This is a genomic window from Methanolobus sp., assembly GCF_016278385.1.
GTDB lineage: Archaea > Halobacteriota > Methanosarcinia > Methanosarcinales > Methanosarcinaceae > Methanolobus.
On the sequence record NZ_JADQBY010000005.1, the window covers coordinates 1 to 22,757 of the forward strand.

At 39.7% G+C, this 22,757-nt stretch carries 20 protein-coding genes and 1 pseudogene; 12 read left to right on the forward strand and 9 right to left on the reverse strand.

The window, feature by feature from the left end:
- From QZZ23_RS02365 to QZZ23_RS02395, 7 genes and pseudogenes are all read right to left on the reverse strand, one after another.
- A partial coding sequence (locus QZZ23_RS02365) for a uroporphyrinogen decarboxylase family protein (protein WP_366931302.1) occupies positions 1-156 on the reverse strand: 156 nt, incomplete at its 3' end.
- Between the two features lie 26 nt (positions 157-182).
- Positions 183-665, reverse strand: a complete 483-nt coding sequence (locus QZZ23_RS02370; RefSeq protein ID WP_292466599.1) for a class II SORL domain-containing protein — start codon at positions 663-665, stop codon at positions 183-185.
- 88 nt (positions 666-753) lie between these two features.
- A complete protein-coding gene (locus QZZ23_RS02375; protein ID WP_292466600.1) occupies positions 754-999 on the reverse strand; it encodes an AcrB/AcrD/AcrF family protein in 246 nt (81 codons plus the stop codon).
- A gap of 10 nt (positions 1,000-1,009) precedes the next feature.
- Positions 1,010-1,273 carry a monomethylamine permease gene (locus QZZ23_RS02380; protein WP_292466601.1) on the reverse strand — a complete coding sequence of 88 codons (264 nt, stop codon included), beginning with the start codon at positions 1,271-1,273 and terminating at the stop codon, positions 1,010-1,012.
- 5 nt (positions 1,274-1,278) lie between these two features.
- Entirely contained in the window at positions 1,279-2,670 is a 1,392-nt protein-coding gene (locus tag QZZ23_RS02385; protein ID WP_292466602.1) for an amino acid permease, read from the reverse strand.
- Between the two features lie 217 nt (positions 2,671-2,887).
- A pseudogene (locus QZZ23_RS02390) lies at positions 2,888-4,264 on the reverse strand (monomethylamine:corrinoid methyltransferase).
- A gap of 13 nt (positions 4,265-4,277) precedes the next feature.
- Positions 4,278-4,928 (reverse strand): methyltransferase cognate corrinoid protein, encoded by a 651-nt coding sequence (locus QZZ23_RS02395; RefSeq protein WP_292466603.1) that lies wholly within the window; start codon positions 4,926-4,928, stop codon positions 4,278-4,280.
- A gap of 479 nt (positions 4,929-5,407) precedes the next feature.
- Here QZZ23_RS02395 and QZZ23_RS02400 point away from each other — a divergent pair, with 479 nt between their 5' ends.
- From QZZ23_RS02400 to QZZ23_RS02440, 9 genes are all read left to right on the forward strand, one after another.
- Positions 5,408-6,214, forward strand: coding sequence for a winged helix-turn-helix domain-containing protein (locus QZZ23_RS02400; protein WP_292466604.1), 807 nt, complete (start codon positions 5,408-5,410; stop codon positions 6,212-6,214).
- Between the two features lie 35 nt (positions 6,215-6,249).
- Positions 6,250-7,035: a winged helix-turn-helix domain-containing protein gene (locus QZZ23_RS02405; protein WP_292466605.1), complete on the forward strand. Its 786-nt coding sequence runs from the start codon at positions 6,250-6,252 to the stop codon at positions 7,033-7,035.
- A gap of 56 nt (positions 7,036-7,091) precedes the next feature.
- Positions 7,092-9,950 (forward strand): PAS domain S-box protein, encoded by a 2,859-nt coding sequence (locus QZZ23_RS02410; RefSeq protein WP_292466606.1) that lies wholly within the window; start codon positions 7,092-7,094, stop codon positions 9,948-9,950.
- 1 nt (position 9,951) lies between these two features.
- A complete protein-coding gene (locus QZZ23_RS02415) occupies positions 9,952-10,362 on the forward strand; it encodes a response regulator (protein ID WP_292466607.1) in 411 nt (136 codons plus the stop codon).
- 777 nt (positions 10,363-11,139) lie between these two features.
- A complete protein-coding gene (gene pylS / locus QZZ23_RS02420; protein ID WP_292466608.1) occupies positions 11,140-12,465 on the forward strand; it encodes a pyrrolysine--tRNA(Pyl) ligase in 1,326 nt (441 codons plus the stop codon).
- 9 nt (positions 12,466-12,474) lie between these two features.
- Entirely contained in the window at positions 12,475-13,566 is a 1,092-nt protein-coding gene (gene pylB / locus QZZ23_RS02425) for a methylornithine synthase PylB (protein ID WP_292466609.1), read from the forward strand.
- Positions 13,563-14,666: a 3-methylornithine--L-lysine ligase PylC gene (gene pylC / locus QZZ23_RS02430; RefSeq protein WP_292466610.1), complete on the forward strand. Its 1,104-nt coding sequence runs from the start codon at positions 13,563-13,565 to the stop codon at positions 14,664-14,666. Before pylB ends, pylC begins: the two co-directional genes overlap by 4 nt.
- Before the next feature lies 1 nt (position 14,667).
- The gene (gene pylD, locus QZZ23_RS02435) at positions 14,668-15,456 is read left to right on the forward strand and encodes a 3-methylornithyl-N6-L-lysine dehydrogenase PylD (protein ID WP_292466611.1); all 789 of its coding nucleotides are present in this window, start codon (positions 14,668-14,670) and stop codon (positions 15,454-15,456) included.
- Positions 15,457-15,482: 26 nt separating this feature from the next.
- Positions 15,483-17,123, forward strand: a complete 1,641-nt coding sequence (locus QZZ23_RS02440; RefSeq protein WP_292466612.1) for a methylamine methyltransferase corrinoid protein reductive activase — start codon at positions 15,483-15,485, stop codon at positions 17,121-17,123.
- Between the two features lie 177 nt (positions 17,124-17,300).
- Here QZZ23_RS02440 and QZZ23_RS02445 read toward each other — a convergent pair whose 3' ends face one another.
- On the reverse strand, positions 17,301-18,893 hold the full coding sequence (locus QZZ23_RS02445; protein ID WP_292466613.1) for a DNA-directed DNA polymerase II small subunit: 1,593 nt from the start codon (positions 18,891-18,893) through the stop codon (positions 17,301-17,303).
- Between the two features lie 142 nt (positions 18,894-19,035).
- On the opposite strand from QZZ23_RS02445, the gene QZZ23_RS02450 reads away from it, so the two are divergent.
- Complete coding sequence (locus QZZ23_RS02450) at positions 19,036-19,596, forward strand: signal peptidase I (protein WP_292466614.1); 561 nt, start codon at positions 19,036-19,038, stop codon at positions 19,594-19,596.
- Between the two features lie 17 nt (positions 19,597-19,613).
- Here the strand turns inward: QZZ23_RS02450 and QZZ23_RS02455 are convergent, their stop codons facing one another.
- Positions 19,614-20,849 (reverse strand): ORC1-type DNA replication protein, encoded by a 1,236-nt coding sequence (locus QZZ23_RS02455; RefSeq protein WP_292466615.1) that lies wholly within the window; start codon positions 20,847-20,849, stop codon positions 19,614-19,616.
- Between the two features lie 58 nt (positions 20,850-20,907).
- On the opposite strand from QZZ23_RS02455, the gene QZZ23_RS02460 reads away from it, so the two are divergent.
- Together QZZ23_RS02460 and mfnA are read left to right on the forward strand one after the other, a co-directional pair.
- The gene (locus QZZ23_RS02460) at positions 20,908-21,108 is read left to right on the forward strand and encodes a hypothetical protein (protein WP_292466616.1); all 201 of its coding nucleotides are present in this window, start codon (positions 20,908-20,910) and stop codon (positions 21,106-21,108) included.
- 433 nt (positions 21,109-21,541) lie between these two features.
- Positions 21,542-22,690, forward strand: a complete 1,149-nt coding sequence (gene mfnA, locus QZZ23_RS02465) for a tyrosine decarboxylase MfnA (protein ID WP_292466617.1) — start codon at positions 21,542-21,544, stop codon at positions 22,688-22,690.
- Positions 22,691-22,757: the final 67 nt, after the last annotated feature.

Sequence of the window (22,757 nt, forward strand, 5' to 3'; positions counted from 1 at the left end):
CTTTTGCGCATCATAGTTTGCTTCAGGCCAGAAGGCGCCACAGGCTTCCATCTGAGCCACTGTTCCGGTCTGAGTTACAGATACTGCAGGCATCCTGTCAACAGGCTGACCGGTTAATGCACGTGCTAATCTTTCTTTAGGGGTATATTCTGTCATATATTCAAACTCCAATTGAAATTAAATTATAATTCAGGGCCCCACTCACACTTTTTCCCAGGCTTTGAAGTCGCGGAAGTTATTTCAATTCCCTTTGAACCCTCCCATATACCATGTACATTGCAACCTTCAAGTGCTCTTAGAATCACAATGGCTGACCTGGTACCGCAAGTACCACATACACCAAATCCATGAATTCTGCAGTTCATTATCTCACGTGCAGAGATCATTTCCTCGGTTCCTACCACTGTAAAAGTAGCTTCGGCTTTTCCGTCTGCTGCTTTTAATTCCTTTTTCCCGACAAAATCACCATTTATATGCAATTCTATCCATTGGATGTAATGGTCTTCTTCCATCACATGAGGAACACTACCAATCGTAACTTTCACCTCAAAAGGCTCACCTGCTATTACTGCTGCGGGAGCTTCAATGACTGGAATATGCTTTTTTTCCACGTCAGTAAGATTTTCATTATCTTTTGCTCGTTGAACATTGATATCCGATTTCATAAATTTCACCTGATACGTTATCTATTTTGTAAATAGGCTTCTCCGTTTAAAAAAAAGTAAATGCCAGTGCTTCCACTGACATACTCCTCTAAAACTTATAGTGGCTTACCGAATGGTACAGCATAACTGCGAAGAACAGTATTATGCCTCCTAGCAAGCTGAAATAGCCTATCGGATCCCATAGGAATTGGATAGCACCTGTCTCTGTCCATCCAACAAGCACTGAACCCTGAATTTGTGTTGGTACCACAAGACAGACGAAGGCAAGTACGAATATAAATACAATATCAAATGCCTCCCTCAGTGCACTTTGTTTCTGTGTGTTTTCATCCATATTACCCACCTCAGTCGTAGTATTTGAAATCGAACATGTGTTGCTTAATTGAGTGACGTACCTGCCAGTAACCAAGTGTTTCAATTCCCACTACCAGTACAAAGAACACAACGTAGATCCCTCTGATTGCAGGAGAGACTGCTGAACCTGCTGCGGATAGTATAGTAAAGACTACATAACCCTGCACAACTATCAACAATGCTATTGCACCTACTATCAAATATGTGTCCTTTGCGAATGCTCCTTTATATTTTGCTTCGTTGACTCCATCCATTCATATCACTCCTTTTCAACATGATGACTTGGGTTTGGCCAACCCATTTCCTCGCCCCAATCCAAAGGTTTCAGGAACTTCTTGTTCCTGTTGTGGAAGTAGAAGTATGCTATCAGATAGAAAGCCAGAGCAAAGATGAGGTTGTATCTATATCCCCAGAACAATGTGGACATGATAACGATGGCTATTGCCATTGCAAAGTAAGATATCCACGGTTGCAAAGGACTTACGAATGGGCGTACCTTGTTAATGTGTGTTGGGAACATCTTTCTGAAACGCAGCAGAGCAAATGGTATCAAGACATAGCAAAGCAATCCGGATACAATGGAGAAGGTAATGACCTGGTCCAGATAACCACTGAATGCAAAGGCTATTGCGATAGGCATTGTGAAAATTACTGCTTTGTAGGGTGTCTGATATTTTGGATGCACGGAAGAGAACCAATTTGACACAAAATGATCCCTTGAAAGAGCAAACCATGATCTTGAGGAATCACAAACGCATCCGTTTGCACTGGAAACACATGTAAGCAAAGTTCCAAGTGCCAACAGAGCTATCAGTGCATACACACCAGTTGACTGCGCAGCCTCAAATAGTGGATAAACCGAAACTCCAAGACCTTCTGCAGGTATACCGGAAGGAAGCAGACTTGCACATATAAAGAGCGTCATCGCAGCTCCGACAAGTAGTGTGATCATTCCTGCCTGTTGTCCAAGAGGTACTGCTCTTGAAGGATGTTTACATTCTTCTGCACACATCGCTGCTCCTTCTATACCCAAGAAGAACCATGGACCAAACTGCAAAGCTGCAAACAGACCTATCAGGCCATTTGGCATAGCTCCCTGGAAAAGGTACTCCGGATGAAGCTCAAATACACCGAATGTTCCTGAGAAGAAGAATACTATGATAGCAAAGAAAGCTATAGCTGTCATGAAGAAATTAAGAGTCAGTGCAGCTACAACACCTCTATAATTGATGAACGTAAGTGTCGCTATTACCAATAATGTCACAGGGAATACCTGCAATTCAGGGAATACCTCCTGCGCTATAAATGCAACAACAATAGCATCCGCGGCTTCCAGTGCTATATATTCCATGTATACAGCAAGACCTACACTCGCTGCTGCACCGGGTCCGATGAACAATCGTGCCCAATCATAAGGACCTCCTGCCAATTTCGTAGCGGATCCCAGTTCACTTGCACACAAAGCAATTATCACGTACATTGTTCCTGCAACAAGCATCGCAAGCAATGAACCTAGGATACCTCCCTTTGCCACAGTGAAGTTCCACCCCATAAATTCACCCACAAGGACTATTCCTACTCCCAATGCCCAAACATGATAGGGTTTGAGAGTCTTGACAAGTCCGGGTGATTCTGCCACTTCATCAGTCAAATCATCACCTCTTTAATTTTTTGGATGTTTTACTCGCATCCAACAATACCCATGCGATCAATGCAAAGGCTACTAAGTATATTATCCCGTTAATGATCGTCCAATATCCATCCATTGGAAAAACTCCTTTTTAGTGTATTCTACATGATTATTCATTACTTGCGTAGATAAAAAAAATGCCAGCGATAGCCTTCGCTGGCACGTTATTCAAATGGACTTAGAATACAAGTCCAAGGTCTTCGAGCTTTTTGCGTGCGCCGTCGTAGACTTTCACATACTCATCGGTTGGTGTTACGGTAGCAACATCGTAACATTCCTGGAATGTCTTACCTGCTGGTGCTTTTGCATAGTCCTTCTCATAGAGTTTGACAAGGTTGTCAAGGATAACGTTTACCTCTCCAATATCCATGCCTGAAGTTGCTCTTGCGACTTCTCCCATCATCCTTGCTTCCATACCTGTGGTCTTGTCCTGAACAACTCCTTTTGCAGCTGCAACACCGGAGAGGATCTCACGACCGGATGCTGTGTCGGTCATAGATTGTGCAGATGTTTCAAGCAGACACATCTCGGTACATGGACCTGCACATGGGTAATACTGGTTACCTGAAAGCATGTCTGTGAACTCTGAAATGGTTGCACATGCCCAGCCAGCGATCATCAGGGTTTCCCTGGTGTTTGTGGATCCCCAACGGATGTGAACAGGACCGTCGAGGTGCCAGCTTGCATTGCTCATCACAAATGCATTGATGTGGGTTGCAATGTCAACAATTGTGGTTTCTTCTATGCCACCGGCATATCCACCAAAGATAGGCATCTGTTCGTCCATGATGATGTCACTGTTACCCTGATAGTGTGCAATGACACTGATAGCATCAAGGTCGATCTTAAGCTCATTGAGTTGTGATACTTCGTGACTGTCAGTGCTAGCCATGCCACCGGCACAGTCAGCAGAGATATTTCCCTGAGCGGACAGGGAAGTCTCTGGTCCCTATATGCCCATGCCAGGCCTGCCGGCCATCGCACATGCCTGTTTGATCAGCCTTGTTTCTGTTTTGGCTGCAAGGACTTCGTATGGGCTCTTTGGAATTGTTGGCCTTCCACGAACAGACATAATGACACCATCAACAATAGTGTCAACTTCTTTCTCAAGAGCGTAACTCATGTGAACAGGCATGAAAACGTCTTCAGAAATAGGGGAACCGGTTGGACCTCCCTGAATTATTGGCTTTCTCTTGTCACCAACACTTCTCTTTTGGACCCTTACAGCATCTCTACCGGTTCCGAGTGTGAATTCTTTCTGGACATTGTTGATAGCATCCCATATCTCATCCTCAGTATATTTTACTACACGGCTTGTGTCAGTACAGAATATACCACACTCGAGCAGCATCTCAAAACCTGCTTTGAACAGGTTTTCCATCATGTCCTTGTCTGTTGGAATGAATTCTCCCTTGAAATCAAGGTTATATTTCTGCTTGAGCTCCATTGACTTCATAGGGATGGTCATGAGATCCCAGTCATCCTGGGTCATCTTTTGACCTTTCTTTGCACGCTCGTAGAATTCATAACAATCTAATGATCTTGAAAATGTCATATTATATGCCCCCTTATTTCATAAGTTCCAATGCTACACGAGCTGCATCTGCTGCATTTTCTGCTGTTGCATCTGCGCCTATCTCTGCGATCCATCCATCTGAAACTGGTGCACCACCGAACATGATCTTTACAGAATCTCTGAGGTTTTCTTCCACAAGAGCTTCCACTGTGTCTTTCTGACCCAGCATAGAAGTTGTCATGAGTGCAGAACCTACAAGAAGGATTTTGCTGCCCTTGAGCTTTTTGATCTCATCCATGATGTCATCATTTGGTACGTCCACACCAAGGTCAACTATCTTGAAACCGTTTGCACCGAGCATTGTTGATACAAGGCGGTGACCGATATCATGAATGTCCCCTTCCTGTACAAAAGTGATGGCTGTTCCAACACCTTCTCCAGGCTTCTCTTTTGCAAGTAAAGGAGTGAGAATTTCCATTGCAGCATTCATTGCCTTTGCAGACATCATTATCTGCGGAAGGTAAATTTCGGCTGCTTCGAACTTGTCACCGATTATTTTCATTCCTACGGAAAGACCTCCATCGATGGCATCAAAAGCACTGATGCCTGCGTCAAGGGCTTCCTGTGTAATTGCCGCACAACCATTTACGTCTTGATTCACAATTGCGTCTCTAAGTTTGTCTAACATTTCCTGATTTCCCATTAAATCCACCTTTTGTATTTTTCACGTTCTTTTTTTAAAGTTGTTCTTACAGAATTGCATCTACCAGTACAACTGTTTCTGAAAACAACTACTTTAAGAGAAGTTATCCAATTGATAACAACTGCACATAGGAGATTTAACTGACAGCATATAGCATAATTCATGCCAATTTTTCAACATTAACAGTACATAACTCCTCAATTATTACTTTTAAAAAGGTATGAACATTTCAGTTTCTGATTGATTATTAAAAGGGAGCCGTACTTATCATAGCCCTTGTAAATTATCACATGTCTTGTGAATTGTAAACATCAATGTGAATTTACCTCTAAATTAGATTAATATAAGGTTAGGTTAAAGCGTTATTAGATGAAAGTAAAAAGGTTTTTGTAACACTAAATAAGGATTTTGACCAATGGATTTAAGGAAACTAACAATCAAATGTCCTGAAAATAGGACATTACAACTGAAAAGGGAAGATGAGGGGTATGAAAACGTCACTAATAAATACTGTTTGGTTTTCTGAAAAGAGAAAGAATCTGTTGCTACTATTATATGAAGGGGAAAGAGATCTCGAACAAATAAAAAAATCACTTAATGTAACGACCAGGTCCATAATGCCCCAGATAAAAACACTGAAGAATAACAACCTTATAATGCAGGAACAAGATCAATTCAGTTTGACCACTATAGGAAAAACAATTATTAAGAACATGCTACCATTTCTTTGTACATCGAGAATTATTGAAGAAAACAAAGACTTCTGGGCCAGCAGGAATTTTGATGCAATACCCCCACATCTTTTCAGTAAAATAAGGTACCTTGGGCATTATTTTCTCATAGAACCCGATATAAACCATATGTTTGAGCTTCCCAGAGAATTTGTTGATAACATTCCTAAATCAAAATCAATTATGACTTTTGTTTCATACCTTCATCCAATGTTCCTTTCCCTTTATTTGAAAGCAGCCCAATCGGGAGCAAAGATATCACTTTTTGTTTCAGAGGTAGCTTTGGAAAAAATGAAGAATGAATACTTTGAACAATTCAATGAATTGATGAAAATGACAAATGCAACTCTTTTCCTTTGCAAAGAAAACCCAAAAATACCAATGGTAACAGTGACTGATTGGTTTAGTTATATTTGCCTTTTCAATGATGAGGGGAGATATGACCACAGAGATATAATCAGTTTTGACGAGAGTTCATTAAAGTGGTGTAATGAACTGTTCGACTATTATAGGACAAATTCAGAAAAGCTCTGTCAAATAACAGAGGTTGAATAGGAAAAATATTATTTGGGGAAGGGGGGACAGATACAATGGAATCATCATTAATTGAAACCATTTGGTTTTCTGAAAAAAGAAGAAAAATATTATTACTACTACTGGAAGGACCAAAAAGTCCCGAGGAAATGAAGACGGAATTTGGTGTTGATTGGCGTGCATTAATACTTCCTCTTAAAGAGTTAAAGGAAGAAGAACTGGTCTGCAACCCGGAAGAGGACTATGAACTATCCAATATTGGAAAACTGATAGCAGAAAACGTAAGAACAATTGAAGGTGTTTTAAAGCTTTTTGAAAAAGATACTGACTACTGGGTTAAAAGGGACCTAAACACAATCCCGGGTTATCTGCTGGACAGAATCGGAGAAATAGAAGACTCTATAATTGCAGAACCAGAATTGAACGATATGTTCGAACCCTCCAAAGAATTTATTGCACCCCTCCTGAATTCAAAATATGTAAATTCTGTGTTTTCTATATATCATCCATTTTATCCACCATTTTACAGCAAACTTGCAGAAAACGGAACTGAAATATCAATTATTTTTACTGGATCTGTGTTTAAAAGAATGCAGGAAGACAGGCAAGAAGAACTGAAGAATCTGCAGGATTCAGAAAATATAAAATTGTTCTTATACGAAAAAGATTTGGTTCCTCCTTCCATTATAATTACCGATAACTTGTTTTCTGCCAGTTTTTTCAATGACAAGGGAATGTATGACCATAAAGACATCATGAGTTTTTCCCAAAAATCCCTTAAATGGGGAGAGGAACTGTTCGGATATTATCAAAAAATGGCAAATGAGATTTATAAAGAATGAAGAACTGAAGAATCTGCAACAATATCAAATAGGTACTGATAGGAAGGTGTATATGAATGGAACAGAATGAGATATCAATAAAAATCAAGTTGATCATATACATAGTAGTTAGTGTTTTTTTGGTACTTATTGTTTCAACTGCCGTCAGCATCACAACCGTGACAGCACAACAAAAAGAACTGGCACATCTTCAATCCGTGGAAATGGCAAAGGATTATGCGAATCAGTTCGATGGAGATATGAAGGCAAATATGGCTATTGCACAAACCATTGCCAAAACAATGGAAATGTACACGGCTGCCGACAGGGAAGAAGTAAACAATATTCTCAGAAATGTTCTTGAAACATATCCTTCTCTTACGGGAGTTTATGTAGGATACGAACCAAATGCCTTTGATGGAAAGGACAATGAATATATCGATACCCCAGACCATGATTCCACCGGGAGGTTCGTACCTTACTGGAATACTATTGAGGGAAAAATAGGAATTGAACCCCTGGTAAACTATGACACCCAGGATTACTATCAGCTTCCGAAAATAACACACGAAGATATTGTTACAGAACCTTATTTTTACCAGGGTATCTTCATGGTAAGTTACGATGTACCTATCTTTAAAGATGATAAATTCATAGGTGTTGCAGGTGTTGATGTATCTCTTGATTATATCGATGATGTGGTAAGTGACATAAAAGCCTTTGACACAGGATATGCATTTGTGACAGGAAATACCGGTATTCTGGTATCTCATCCTGAATACAAAGAGGGAATGGGCACCCATACTCTTTACGATTTTGACATACCTGAAATATCAGCTGCAGCAGATGACATCAAAATTGGAAAGAGCGGAAGTGTTGAAACTATCGATCCTGCAACAGGCAAAGATGTAATAATGTTCTACGAACCTGTGAGGACAGGCAACTACTCTTTTGTGCTTGTAGTCCCAAAGGAAGAAATGTTTGCCGGAGTCACTAAGCTCAGGAAAACTCTAATTATCATATCTATGATTTCAATATGTTTCATGGGCTTGGTCTCTTATTTGATAGCAACATCGATAACTTCTCCTATAGATGAAATAGTTAAGAACTTTAGAAATATTGCTCAGGATGCCGTTGACGGTAAATTGGATACAAGAGCAAAAACAAATGTAGAGAGAGACTTCAAAGAAATTCCAATCGGGCTTAATATGATATTGGATGCTGTGATAGCACCGATACGGGAATCTATCAGAGTTACAAATGCCCTTGCAAAAGGAGAACTTGGAGCACGTACCGAACTGGAACTAAAAGGGGAATTCAAGCAGCTGGGAGATACATTGGATAATTTTGCAGATTCACTGAACAATATTATTGCAGATTCCAACAATGTACTTAATGCTATACAAAAAAATGATTTTTCTCGCAATGTTCAGATTCATGGTGAAGGTGATTTCAATATCCTCACTGACGGAATTGAAAAAACAAGAAACTCGTTAGATTTAGCTATTCACGAGCAAAAAAAAGCTGAGAAGGCTCTGAAAGATTCTGAAAGAAAATTCAGAACTTTGTTTGAAAGTCCAAATGATGCAATATATCTTACTGATATGCAAGGAAATATCCTGGAAGTAAATGAAGTCACATGTTCAAGAATGGGATATTCTCGCGATGAATTCCTTTCTCTGAAACACATGGATATTGATGCTTCCAACCGCGGAAAGGATTTTCTTAGAATTATAAAAGAGCTATCCAAGATCAAAAGCAACCTATTGGAAACAATCCACATGCGAAAAGATGGTACTATCTTTCCAGTAGAATTGAGTAGCCGGATGATAAAGTTTGATGGGCATAAAGCAGTTATTACCATTGCAAGAGATATCAGTAAAAGAAAACAGACGGAAAAAGAACTCAAAAAATATGCTGACGAACTTAAGCATTCCAATGAGCTTAAAGAAGAAATGGAGAGCATAATCAATAACAGCCCCGTTATAGTCTTCAAATGGAAGACAGAAACTGACTGGCCAGTGGAATTCGTTTCAGATAATATCACAAAACTTGGCTATACTGTAGAAGATTTTACATCGAATACTATCAAGTATGCCGATATCATACACCCGGATGATAGTAAAAGAACACATTTGCATATATCCAATTATTATATGAAAAAGGATGCTCGACTGAACTACGAATATAGAATATACACCAAATCAGGCGATGTAAGATGGGTAGATGAAAGGACGTTCACAAGACGTGATAATTACGGCAGGATCACATTGCAGGGAATCATTCTGGATATAACTGAACGTAAAAAAGTAGAAGAAGCACTTATTCAGACAGAGAACATACGCAAGAAAGAAATACATCACCGTGTAAAGAACAATTTACAGGTAATTTCAAGTCTGCTCTATCTTGCATCTGACAATTTCGAGGAGCAGGACGTAATAGACGCTTTTTTGGATAGTCGCAACCGTGTGCGTTCAATGGCTCTGATACATGAAGAATTGTACCAATCCAAGGATATGACAAGTATTGACTTTTCTGATTACACGGAGAAATTGATGAATTATCTATCCAGATCATGCGGAACTGAAAAAAAGGATATTAAGCTTGTTTCAAAAATAGAGGATGTTTATCTGAATGTTGATACAGCTGTTCCACTTGGTATGATAATCAATGAACTTGTTTCAAACTCACTAAAACATGCTTTCCCTGAAATGAAAAAAGGGGAAATAAGTGTGGAACTCAAAGTTCTGAAAAATGCTTTTTTATTGATAATAAAAGATAATGGAATTGGTATCTCCCCGGATATAGATTACAGAAATACAGAATCTCTAGGTTTACAGCTTGTGACCACGCTGGTTGACCAGATTGATGGCACCATTGAACTGAATTCAATTCATGGAACTGAGTTTATCATAAATTTTGCAGAGAGGAACTAAAATGGATGAAATAGAAGTCAATAATGCAAAGATACTTGTTGTTGAGGACGAAAATATTGTGGCTTTGGAGCTAAAGAAAAGACTGAAAAAACTTGGGTATCAGGTTTCCAGTGTTGCATCAACCGGAAAAGAAGCAATTAACAAAGCTGAAGGGTTCCTTCCAGATCTTGTGATAATGGACATCAGACTAAAAGGAGATATGGACGGAATTCAAGCAGCTCAGACGATTCGTGAAAGGTTCAATATACCAATAATATATCTTACTGCTCATTCGGACAATGAAACACTTAAAAGAGCTAAACAGACAGAACCTTATGGATATATTTTAAAGCCTTTTGAAGAAGACGATCTTCGAACTGCAATCGAAATAGCACTTTATAAGCATCAGATGGAGAATTCTCCAATAAAATGAGCAATATTTGAATTCATCTGGAAGTTTTGAAAGCTTATTCGAGAAGAACATTGAATTATTAGAGAGAATTTGAACTTTTTGTTTCACATTAAATTTTTTAAAACATTCATTCAGATGTTACAAATTACCATACCCTATGACAATTCACATATCACGCAAATAATAGCACCAAATTATGCTATATATTATTCTGTTCTAGAATAAAGTATCCCTTTTATAAAGGGGTCTATATCCATAGGCAGGAATACGGGTCAGTATTCCTGCACTTCCCAAAAATTAGCACTTTTGTTGGAAGGCATACAATTATTATAGTTGAAATTAATAATCTTTATCAATTTATTGGATATTGCAAATTATCAAACCACATGACAATTCACATGTCATGCAAATAATAACACCGAATTATACTATATATCATTCTGTTCTAAAACAAAATATCCCTTAATAAGGGTCTATATTCATATACAGAGGTACGAATCAGTATTCCTGCGCTTCCCAATAAATCATCGATTTTGCCGGAAGGTATATATAAGAACCACAGTCAGTTATAAACACAAACTATAAATACTGCAGATTATGGACAATATATATATATATCGATAACCAAGATTAACATGTTTCTTTAGTCGATACAAAATATCGACATAATTAGATCAATAAACTAAAACCAAGGAAGCAAAAAATGACATTCAACAACAAGAACCACAATTGGATACTAACCTACCTGGGATTCTAGGAATTAGTACGAAAAAGGGTCACAATCCAGGAGCTGTTAGCATGGAAAAGAAGCCACTTGATACACTTATTAGCAAAAACGGTTTATGGGTGTCACGTAACGGACACCTTCATGGGATACAAAAGTGTGAAACATCCCAGAAATACATACGAATTGAAATGGATTGCGGGGAAGTAATCACCGTACGTAATTCAAAATCAAGCCGATCTGCGAGGTCACTCAGGAATCACAAATTCCAGAAATCATGTAAACGCTGTCGTCTGTCAGAAGACAGAATACGGGAATTTTCAAAGAAGATATCCAGAAAGGATGAATCTGAAATAAAAATTGTTCGCTCTTTCCGTTTAGAGCCTGAAAAGCCGGTAAAAAAAGAAATACCAGCAACAATAAACACACCGGAAATAAAAACAACCACTCCTTCTCAAATTCATAATGAACAAAGGGCTGAGACAACTGCCAATAGTTCCACCAACCACAGTTCAGCTCCGAAGCAAAGTAAGAGCAGTTCCAGCCCCTCTAAATCTAATAAGATTTTCCAGCCGCAGACAAAGTCGAAGAAAACGGAGCTCACATCCTCGCAAAAGACCAGGATACTCTCACTACTAGGACCCGGCGAGATGATATCATTCTCAAAGGAAAAGCGTTCCTTTGGTGAACTGGAATCCATACTTCAGACTGAAAGGAAGAAAGATATCAGGGAAGTATACGAAAACAGCCGTGAGAACCTGCTTGGGAAGCTTGAGAGGACGATAACCGAATTCTTTGTGGACATGGGTTTCCTTGAGGTAAAATCACCCATACTCATTCCCTTCGAATATATGGAAAGAATGGGAGTCGGCGAGGACAAGAAACTATCCGAGCAGATATTCAGGGTCGATGACAACATGTGCCTGCGTCCAATGCTTGCACCCGGTTTGTACAACCACCTGCGAAAGTTCGATAACGTACTGCCTGATCCTGTAAGGATATTTGAGATAGGTCCTTGCTACCGCAAGGAATCAGACGGGAACAGCCATCTTGAAGAGTTCACCATGCTCAATTTCTGTCAGATGGGTTCTAAGTGCACAAGGGATAATCTTGAGTATATTATCGATGAGTTCCTAGAATTTCTTGGTATCGATTATGAGATAATGGAGGATAGCTGCATGGTCTATGGCGAGACTATCGATATCATGCACAAGAGCATGGAACTATCATCTGCTGTTGTAGGTCCTATTCCAATGGATATGGACTGGGGAATAAATAAACCATGGATAGGAGCCGGTTTTGGCCTTGAAAGACTTCTAAAGGCAAAGCACGATTTCAAGAATATCAAGCGTGCAGCAAGGTCCGAATCCTACTACAACGGTATCAGCATAAACCTGTGAGGCAGTACCATGATAAAGAATATCGATTACTGCGACCTTGAAAGATTTGCACAGGATATAGTAAATGGAAAGCATCTCACAGATTATAATCTCAGAGAACTGCTGTCCCTGACGGAAGAAGAAGATATACAGAAATTGCACTATGTGGCAAGAAAAGTGAGAGATCATTTCTTTGGAAACAAGGTATTTCTCTACAGTTTCGTTTACTTTTCAACTTACTGCAAGAACAACTGTGCTTTCTGTTTCTACAACAAATGCAACGATATACAGCGATACCGCCTTGATATGGAAGAGATACGTAATGTCTGCAGGGCACTGAAGAATGAAAGTATCCACATGGTTGACCTGACCATGGGAGAAGACCCCTATTTCCACAACGACCCGGAAAAGTTCGTTGATATTGTGAGAACAGTAAAAGACGAAACAGGATTACCCATTATGATCTCACCCGGCGTCATGAATGACAGAGCTCTCAGCAAGCTTCGTGAAAATGGAGCTGACTTCCTTGCTCTCTACCAAGAAACTCATGACCGTGAACTCTACCAGAAACTGAGGGTAGGACAATCATTTGAAGAAAGAATGCATGCAAGGCAGTTCGCCAAAAAAATAGGATACTGCGTGGAAGACGGAATACTCACAGGTGTGGGAAATGATATAGAATCCACCATTAAGTCCCTGCGAGGCATGCAGAAAAATAAACCGGACATGGTGCGTGTTATGACTTTCGTTCCGCAGGAAGGAACCCCTCTTGAGAAAGTAAGCCAGGAATCCAGTCTCTCAGAACTGAAGATAATATCAATACTAAGACTGATGTTCCCGGACAGGCTCATACCAGCATCTCTTGACCTTGAAGGAATTGACGGCATGGTCCACCGCCTTAATGCAGGTGCAAACGTTGTTACATCGATAATACCAGCCAATTCTTCACTGGAAGGTGTGGTCAATTATGACAGGGAACTTGAAGAAAGGGACAGGGACCCAAAAAGCGTGGTCAAGCGTCTCAAGACCATGGGTATGGAACCTGCAAGCCAGACTGAATTCAACAGCATAATAGGAAAGTCTACTGGGAAGCCAGTCGAAATGCCGGTGGTGGCAATATGAAGACCATCTGTATCATCGGAGGTAAGTTACAGGGTTTTGAGGTTACCTATCTGGCGCACAAGGCAAGCATGAATGTTGTGCTTGTAGACCGCAGGGCAAAACCCCTCATACGTAATGTTGTAGACAGTTTTCACTGTTTTGACATAACCGAGAAACCCGAAAAACTGAGAGAACTCTCAGAAAATGTGGATGCCATCATTCCGGTAAATGAAAACCTGAGAACCATAGAGTTTCTCAGGAGTATAAAGAATGAACTTGCATGCCCCATACTCTTCGATTTTGACGCTTATTATGTAAGCATGGATAAGAAGCGTTCAAAGGATTATTTCAAGTCCATTGGCATACCTACTCCTGCAGATAAGCCTGTGAAACCACCTTATTTTGTAAAACCTCCATGTGAAAGCAGCAGCATTGGAACCTCTATAATATACGATGACAAGGAACTGGAAGGACTTGACCAATCCATGCTCATCGAGGAATATGTAGAGGGTGATGTTGTTTCCCTTGAGGTCATAGGGGATGGAAAGAACTTTGCAGTTGTCAAGGAAACGAAGATACACATTGACGAAACATACGACTGCCATATGGTGACTCCCATTGAGAACTATCCTGAATTCAGGAAGATAAGTCATGAACTGGCAAAGAACCTCAGCCTTCGGGGAATAATGGATGTAGAGGCAATAGACAGCCCCCAGGGTCTGAAGGTGCTTGAGATAGATGCAAGATTCCCGAGCCAGACGCCCACGGCTGTTTACCATTCCACAGGAATCAACTTGGTAGAATTACTCATGCAGGCGTTTTCAGAAGGAGTCCAGGAGATGGATATAGCTGCGCAGAAGAACTACTGCATCTATGAACATATGCTGCTTGAGAATGGGAACCTGAAACCTGTTGGCGAACATGTGCTCTCTCAGGGTGACGAATACGTGCAATTCCATTCTTCCGAAGGACTTGAAATATTCGAGTCTAGGGGTAAGAACATGAACAGTGTTTTTACCCTGATAAGCCGGGGAACCGGCAGGGAAGAGACTGAAAAAGTGAGAGACAACGGAATGGAAATGATAACGCAACATTTCCAGAAGAACCCACAGGAGGTATAAAATGGCACTTTTGACACCGGAAGACCTGGAAAACCTTTCCATGCAGCTTGAAGAAAATGATGAGATTGCAAGAAGGGTCACAGGTCTTGACATCAGAGGAATATGTGAATCACTTTATGGAACAAAGCCCGGTTCTGAAAAAGTAGGTATCATACCCATCACCGCAGGAAACGGGGTCATCGGCAATTTTACGTCATCTCTTCTGTTCATCGCCCAATACTTCGGTTTTGAAGGATTCATAACAGAGCATCCGGATGTAACAGGTTACTATGAAGCCGTCTCCCAGGGAGCTGACATAATTATGATGGCAGATGACCATATTTTCACTGCGCACAACCTGAGGAACGAGAAGATAGTCAGCAACCATGTAGCTACAGGTGTAATCTATGCAGATATAGCTTCAAGATTCAAGGAAGCCAGTTCAAAGGATATACTTGTCATCGGACTTGGCAGGGTCGGTTATGCAGGGGCGTGCCACCTTGTGAACAAGGGTTTCAATGTCTATGCCTGCGACCCCAACAAAGAATTTCTTCAAAAGGCAGTGGATGAACTGAATATAAAGCCTTACTGTAGCGACGACAGGAAGAAGTTTTCCATGGTATTCGAGGCCACACCCAATGCAGACACAATATCAGAAGGCATGATAGAAGAGAGATGTCTTATCTCAACTCCTGGAATACCATGCGGGCTACCTCCTGAAGTTGGAAAGAAGTATCGTGTTGACCTTGTGATGGAGCCTCTTGTAATAGGAGTTGCTTCAATGCTGTATTCTGTGATCCAGAACCAATGAGTGAGAACTAACGGAGTGTAGAGAAAATGTATGTTATATCCCTTGACCTTGGAACAAGTGGTTTCAGGTCACAACTTATCGACCTTGATAAAAAAGAGACTATAAAGACTGTGATAACAATGGGTCATCCACTTCCCGGTGGGAATGTCATGGATCACCTTGATTTTGCAATGGCTACCGGAGAAGATGTAGCTCACAGGCTGATGATTGAAACTGTGAAAAAGATTCTGGAAAAGTTCGATGTGGAACCTGAAAAGATAGAGCGTATAGCAGTCTGCGGAAATCCCATACAACTCTCACTTTTTCAGAATATGGAGATAAGGGACCTTGCATACGCAGGTGAGAACAAACAGAAATCTCTTGGAGTGAAAGATGTCAAAAGAGAGGCCAGGATATTCCCTGCAAATGAGATATTCAAAGGCATCTTTGAAATGGATAACTGTGAGATCATCGTTCCTCCTGCCATCAAACACGAGATCGGTGCCGATGCTCTTGCCATGATGCTTGAGACTGATTTTATTCACCAAACAGAGCCATGTCTTGTAACTGATTACGGCACCAACGCCGAAATGGCACTGAAAATAGGTGACAGGATAATGACTGCAAGTGCAGCCGCTGGCCCTGCTATCGAGGGACAGGGAATCGCATGTGGAATGCTGGCTGGTCCAGGAGCAATAAGTGATTTAACTGTTGAGAACGGTCTCTGGAGACTTACTGTTCTTGACAGGACAATGAGCCCTGGTGAAGGACCCCTTGTAGATCCTGTTACAGGGGAGATCGCTGAGGAGGGTGGATTAATCCCAAAGGGTATCACTGGAACCGGTGTTATCTCTACAATCGCACTGGCCATCAGGGAAGGACTCATGACGAAGATACCCGAACTGCCCAATGGAAAACTGATACTCAGTGAAAATATAATGATCAGCAACAAGGATGTGGAGGAAGTAGGCAAGGCTATAGGCGCTATCCGTGCAGCTCATCTGACACTCATGGTTGAATCTGGTATGAAATTCGAGGATCTCACCTACTCATATATGTCAGGGGCAACCGGGACATATGTGAATGCTGAAAATGCAAGATACATAGGATCTGTACCTGGATTTTCCAAAAATATCATTCAGTTTGGGAACACATCCCTGGGGCTTGCAAGGAAGATCGCTATTGACAGGTCAAAACTTGATGAGGTCATAGGGATCGCAAAGAAGATACAGGCCGACCACCTGATGATGGCCACCAGCGAGACCTTCAAAGACATATATATATGCGAGCTATCGAAATGGCAACAGGGGATGCCTGAAGATGTGTATAAACAGATGCTTGAGATGTACAAGATCCCTGTGTTCCCTGAGAACATTAAAGAAGTTGAAATAGAAAAAAGGGTTGTCAGGGACATTGATGATGTGGGCAAACTTGGCCTTGAGATCGTAAAGGACATAGGCATCATTCTTGAAGCACCGGTAGTTGATTGCATACTCTGCCATAAATGTGAGCAGGAATGCCCTGAAGATGCAGTTATAATAATTCAGAAGGATGGAGAAAAAGAAAGATATGCCAATGTCGACAGCCAGCACTGTCTTGGTACAAGCTGCAGGCGTTGTGTTGCCATATGTCCTGTGCAGACCATGAACCATAAGATACTGAAAATAAGGAAAAGCAGTAAAAAATGAGAGATCACTCATTTATTTTTAAAATTGATTCTTGAGTGATCCTTATTTCTTTTTTATTTTCATCATTTTCATTCGTCTTTGCTCAGCTCGATCTAAACTCGTAGATAATAAACAACCAGAATTTAACAATTTTTTAGATTAAGACTTGAAAAAGAGGTTATAGGCCAAAACAAAAGCTTACTCATCAAATTTCAAAATTGTTGTTTTAAGAGTTGCCAGATCCACAACCGGAACCTGTGCAGGAGTTGGAACAACATTTACCCTTTTCTGGAACTCTGTCTGATCCTGCCACGTACCTGAATTTATCAGCAGGACGTTTTTGTACCACTCAACACCCACCGTATGTACATGGCCACAATGAAGTATGTCAGGTACATTACCAATAACAAAATAGTCTTTCTTTTCAGGTGCAATGGAAACGCGACTGCCATAGATCGGGGAAAGATGCCTGAACTTCATCATTTCCACCATTGCCTTTGTGGGGTCAGCATATGAGACACCTGGAACTGATGCTACCAGATCATCAATGGAACGTCCGTGATAGAGCATTACTTTTACACCATCCAGATCCACTACCGAAGGATTGCCTACAAACGTTACATTGTCAGGGAAATCCGCCCTTATTATTTCAGGTAACTTTGGCTGGGGTTCAGCCTGCCGGACAGCATCGTGGTTTCCAGGAGAAATGATTATCTGGATATGGCTGGGTATCCTTGAAAAATATTCGGCTGCTTTTTTGTACTGGTCATATACATCCAGAATTGAAAGTTCATGTTCCTGTCCAGGATATATGCCAACCCCGTCAACAAGGTCACCGGCAACAAGAAGATAGCGCACTTCTTTTGCAATAGCTGCCAATGCATCATTATCAGTGTCCCCGTTCAGAAAGTCAAGAAATCTCTCCCACGGTTCTTCAAGGAAAGTCGAGCTCCCAATATGTATGTCAGATGTAAGAATTGCCTTACCGAAACTTCCACTCCTTTTTATAGTTACATTTGGCAGATCAGGCAGAGTTATCTTCTGAGCAATCATGAGCTTAGCATCGTTTGTAAGAGTTCCCGTAAAACCTACTACTTCATCAAGCACAAAATGACTAGCCTGCTCGAAAAGCTCTTTATCAGCCATGCGTATCAGAATCGAGAATGATCCTGTAGGATCCTCCACTTCCACTATTTTATGTCCGTTAGTTGTGCTCTTGATTTCAGATATCATGCCTATTATGGAAATCTCTCCGGCTTCCCGGCTTCCCCTGAAATTAGTTCCTTTACCCTTTTTCAGACTCTCTATAGGGCGAGCAGTTATTCTACTGCGGATGATATCGCTGAGCCTGCTATAACGGTTCCTGAAGAACTGGACAAATTCCATATATTCACCGACACATGTTGAATTGTCAGTTATATCCGATATTATGGAAACCGGGCTTTCACAATGACAAATACTGCCGGTATCACCTGATAAATTACCTGGTGTCTGGTAGAAAGAATATGAATTACTGTTATAGCTACTATTAGTGTCAGTGTCATATTTTGTAGTTTTGGGATTTAACTCAACAGAAACTTTTAAATTTTCTTCATTGACGTGGCTAACAGCGCTGAATGCTTTAAGATCAATATGTTCTAGGTCAATTACAAGCACAGAAAGATCGATATTTTCAAGTATGTATGTTACAAGTTCCGCTGGGGAACAATGAGAACATATAAGATCTACTGCTTTGGGACTTATCTGGTAACCTTCTTCAATAAAAGCGGTTATAATATCAATATCATTCATAACAATAGCAGACTAAAATGGAAATTATCTAATATTACAATACTTACAAAACGATTTAATGCCGTTAACATTTTATTTTGTCAAATATATTCCTTAACTCATAAATACATTCTTTCATTCAGATATAACACAGGTAAGAACAATGAACTTAAAAGAGTCTTTCCATGCTTTTAAAGAAAGCGATGATTTTTTTGTTTCACTCGCACGTGATATTTTAACTGTTCTGGGAGCAGTATTGATATTTGCAACTTTTTCCCAGATAGTCTTTGGAATGTGGACTCCTATGGTAGCCGTGGAATCAGGAAGTATGGAACCACATATGAATATAGGAGACATCGTTTTCATCCAGAGTATCGATAGGACACAGGTTATTACCTACGAAGAAGGCACAGATGATTATACCTCGTTCAAAAGCTATGGTAATGTGATTTTGTACAAACCTTATGGGCAGGAAGGAGTTACTCCAATTATCCATCGTGCAATGTATTATGTTGAAGAGGGTGAAAGCATGTGGGAAGGCGGACCTCCTGCCCCGCATTCAGGGTATATTACAAAAGGCGACAATATTGTAACAAACAAATACTATGACCAGCAAGGGCAGGTAAGCTACCTAATGCCAGTTAAAGAAGAATGGATTATTGGCATCGCACGATATAAGATACCTTACATCGGATACCTCAGATTGATGCTCCCAAGCTTCTGATTTGGTATCTTTTTGGTTTAAAGATGTAATTGCGTTGTGAGCACTGGTTTAAACGCTTCAAGCGGTTTAAGTCGGTAATCCTCAAACAATACTTTTTTTGTACTGTGAATAGGAACACTCAATACTATCTCTTTTGTTCGGCCGTACCTTCCTTTGCTTACAACAACAGCATTTACAATTCCAAGCATGTCAAGTTCAGACATTAGATCAGTAACCCTGCGTTGAGTAAGAATATCCATATCAACTTGAAGGCATAACTGACGATATACATTGTAGACTTCACCTGTTGTAACATTCTTGTAGCCATTGTTTCTTAACAGCATTACACTGTAAAGCGCAAGTTTTGACTGGGTTGGGAGAGTACGTACAACTTCAACTACACGGTCAACCTCGATTTTTTCCTGAGCACTTTTTACATGTTGCTCTTCAACACGAGATAGGTTCTCTCTTTCTGCAATTTCTCCTGCAACTCTTAGAAGGTCAAGAGCACGTCTTGCATCACCATGTTCCTGAGCTGCAAAGGCAGCGCAGAGAGGAATGACCATTTCATCCAGAGCATCCGGTTTGTAAGCAATCAAGGCTCTTTCATGAAGGATATCACTAATTTGGGTAGCATCATAGGGCGGGAAAATAATTTCTTCTTCTCCAAGAGAACTCTTAACTCTTGGATCAAGGAATTCAGTAAATTTAAGATCGTTTGAAACGCCTATCATACTAACTTTTGAATTTTTGAGATCGGTATTAATTCTTGAAAGGTTATAGAGAACATCATCACCTTTCTTGATCAACTTGTCAATTTCATCAAGAATGATAATGACAACCTGTTTTTCAGTGTCTATTGTTTCTTTGAATTTGAAAAAAACCTGATCTGTCGGCCAGCCAGTCATTGGAACATCTTCTCCAAACTGACGAGTTAGATTTGCAAGAAGTCTGTATTGTGTATCGATTACTTCACAGTTCAGGTAGACAACTTTACAGGAGATTCCAAGTGATTCACCTTTTCTTTCAAGTTCAATTCCAACATTTCTGGTTACAGCAGTTTTTCCTGTACCGGTTTTTCCATAAATCAGAATGTTAGAAGGGGTATCTCCCCTTAGAGCTGAAACAAGAATTGATGCAAGACTGTTAATCTGGTCATCACGATGAACAAGAGAATCAGGAGTGTATGAATGTCTTAAAACCTCTTTATTTTTAAAAATAGGTTCATTTTCCAGTAGTTCCTGGAACAAGCCATCTAATGATTTACTTCGCATTTACTTATTCACCCTATCCATTTAAAATAATAATGATATTAGTAATGTCACACTTTTTGTGCCGTTCAGAATAACCAATCAAAAAGAGATGAGATTGGTTTTTGTCTCTCTTCCAGATGATACATTGGAAGTGGAGCTTATTAATGGTTGTGGTTTAGACCCCTTTGTTTCAACTGGAAAGAAAGACAAAATAGGATTAAACAATAAAAAACGTCAGCAGTTTCCATTTTCTATAATAAAAAAAACAAACATTAATTAAGCAAATATAAGCAATTTGGTTTCTCATGGAAGTAGACCCCTTTGTTTCAACTGGAAACTTTATATAAGACAGTGACCCCATGGTTTCAATTGGAAACTAGAAAAAAGATATGAATACCTTTTTTATATTATTTGAAAAAAGATGGCAGTGTATATATCAATGTGATAGTATATAAAAATATCTCACGCTTAAGTTACTTTATTTAAAAAATACTAAAAATATAAAAAAAGTAAACTGCTTAAACGTTTAATTATTTGCTGTAACAACATTTCCAGTTGAAACCATGGGGTTGCTCATACTAATAAAAATATATCAAATGTTCTATTAACTCATAATCAAAATGCTCTTTTAAGCTAACTCAAATAAAAAAAAGTTAATCCAGCAAAAAAGAAACAAAATTGATTTAAGTATCCTGCATTATTCATGTGTTCAAATGAATGAACAAGCCTTTGAAAGAGAACAAATTATCTCTAATCTAAATAAATCAAAATCTCATGATCTAACCTATGACAGAGTTTTAAGTTCTATGTGTACTTATCCTCATGAAATAGCAGTTCATGCTCATATCCAGTTCATAGAATCTAATATGGGTGATTTTGGACTTTTCCAAGGCACTTATAATCTTGAAAAAAAAGTCATACAATCTATTGGTAATCTCCTTCATCATTCAGAAGCATCAGGTTATATGACAACAGGAGGAACTGAATCAAATATTCAGGCGATTCGTTCCATGAGAAACAATCTCAGCAGCAAAAAAAAGTGCGGTAAACCAAATATTGTTGTACCTGATTCAGCTCATTTCTCATTTGATAAAGTATCTGATATTCTTGATATTGAGCTCAGAAAAGCCAGCCTTGATGAAGAACTTAAAGTTTCTATTCAATCCGTTCAATCTCTGATTGACGAAAACACAATAGGTCTTGTGGCTATAGCCGGTTCAACTGAATTTGGTCAGGTTGATGAAATCGAAAAGCTTTCTGAAATTGCTCTTCAAAATAATATTTTTCTTCATGTTGATGCTGCTTTTGGAGGATTTGTACTTCCATTCCTTGAAAAAACACATGAGTTTGATTTTAAATTACCAGGTGTAACATCTATAGCTATCGATCCACATAAAATGGGTCTTAGCACAATTCCATCTGGGGTTCTTCTTTTTAAAAGTGCGGATTATCTGGAAAGTCTCAGGGCGGATACTCCTTATCTCACAGTTTCGACTCAATATACACTTACTGGAACAAGAAGTGGAGCTGCTGTAGCGGCTACTTATGCAGTAATGAATTTGCTTGGTAAAGAAGGTTATAGAAAAGTTGTATCAAAATGTATGGAAGCAACATATTATCTTCTGGACAGGCTTGCAGAAATTGATGTTTATCCTCTCATTAAACCGCTAATGAATGTAGTTGCACTGGAAGTTCCGGAAGCTGATCTTGTCAGAAAAAAACTGGCAAAGGATTTTAATTGGCAGGTTTCAATCACACAGAAGCCCCATGGTTTACGTCTTGTTATTATGCCTCATGTTACTCTTGAAATGATTGATTATTTTGTTCAGGATCTAAAAAAGGTCTTGGACACAATTAATTAGCTCTAAACCAAGATTATAACCAAAAATAAAAATGAAAAAATAAGGCTCGATGGCACCTAGCCTTGAA